This is a genomic window from Paraburkholderia sp. A1RI-2L (genome assembly GCF_048957375.1).
Lineage (GTDB): Bacteria > Pseudomonadota > Gammaproteobacteria > Burkholderiales > Burkholderiaceae > Paraburkholderia.
Genome location: NZ_JARBTA010000017.1, coordinates 1 through 1350 on the forward strand (window position 1 = coordinate 1; position 1350 = coordinate 1350).

At 63.0% G+C, this 1350-nt stretch carries 1 protein-coding gene; it reads right to left on the reverse strand.

The window, feature by feature from the left end; all coding sequences use genetic code 11:
• On the reverse strand, window positions 1–1193 hold a 1193-nt coding region (locus tag PWP93_RS37305; protein WP_421048409.1), incomplete at its 3' end, for a chloride channel protein.
• Between the last annotated feature and the right edge of the window lie 157 nt (window positions 1194–1350).

Below are 1350 nucleotides of genomic sequence, written 5' to 3' on the forward strand. Positions count from 1 at the left end.
GCCATCAGCGAGATGACGAGCGCATGGCCGTTGATCATCTCGATGACGATCACGAATGCCGTGATCGGACTCTGCGTCACCGCTGCGAGATAGCCGACCATACCGAGCGCAATCAGCATCGACAGTTGCATCTGCGAGAACACCATGTGCAAGGTATTGCCGATGCCGGAGCCGATGGCCAGCGACGGCGCGAACAAGCCACCGGGCGCGCCCGGCAGATACGATCCCACCATCGAGATGAGCTTGAGGATCGGGTAGGCCGCGCTGACATGCGCAGTGCCTTCCAGCATGCCGCGCGCCTCGGCGTAGCCGCTGCCAAACGTGTGACGGTGAGACAGCACGCCAACGATGGCGATGACAAGGCCGCATAGCGCCCCGAACAGCACCGGCCGTTGCGCGCGCATCTCGAGCAGCATTCGCGGCATCCAGCGCCGGGTATTGAGCAGCAGCCAGCAGAAGCTGCCGCCCAGCACACCCGCAAGCACGCCGGTCAGCACGACGGCGACGCTGAGCCATTGTGGCAACCCGGAGCCGATATCGATCGTGCCGAAATACACATAATTGCCCTGGAGACCCAGCGAAACGACGCCGGCGAAGATGATGGCCGTGATCAGCACGCCGCTCGTGCGCTGCTCAAAGCTGCGCATGAGCTCTTCGATGGCGAACACGACCCCTGCAAGCGGCGCATTGAACGCCGCAGACAGGCCCGCGGCTGCGCCTGCGAGTGCTAGCCTGCGTTCCAGCACGCCCGGCCGGATGGTGAGGAAGCGCTGGGGATAGAAGCGCCTCAGACTGAACATCAGGGCGGCACCGACATGGATGGTCGGTCCTTCGCGGCCAATCGTGAACCCGCCGAGAATGGCGAGAAACGAGATGAAAATTTTGCCGACGAGGATGCGCAGCGTGAGCAGTTGCGGCCCGAGTTCGTTGGGTCCATGCAGCATCGCGATGACCTGCGGGATGCCGCTGCCTTCGGAGCCGGGAAAGAATTTTCGCGTGAGCCAGACCGTCACTGCACCCGTTGCAGGCGCAACGAGCAGCGGCAGCCAGAACCGCTCAGCCGCGTAATGCAGGAACAGCGCGTAGCCGAAGTCGATCAGCTTTGCGTAGAGCACGGCGACAAGGCCGACTGCGATCGCGCCCAGCCAGAACACGCCGTAATGGAGCCACAGCCGGTTGGCGCGCTGTAACATTCGCCTGTCGATCAGCCCGAAGATTCGCACGATCTGTATCCCCTGTTTGTCGATTGTCGTTGTACGGATGGTACAGGCGTTTCCTTCAGTTCGCGCCAGGGCGCAAAAAAGTCAGGCACGGCGCAGCGGCGGCGCCTTCATGCTGGCCGCGATCAGG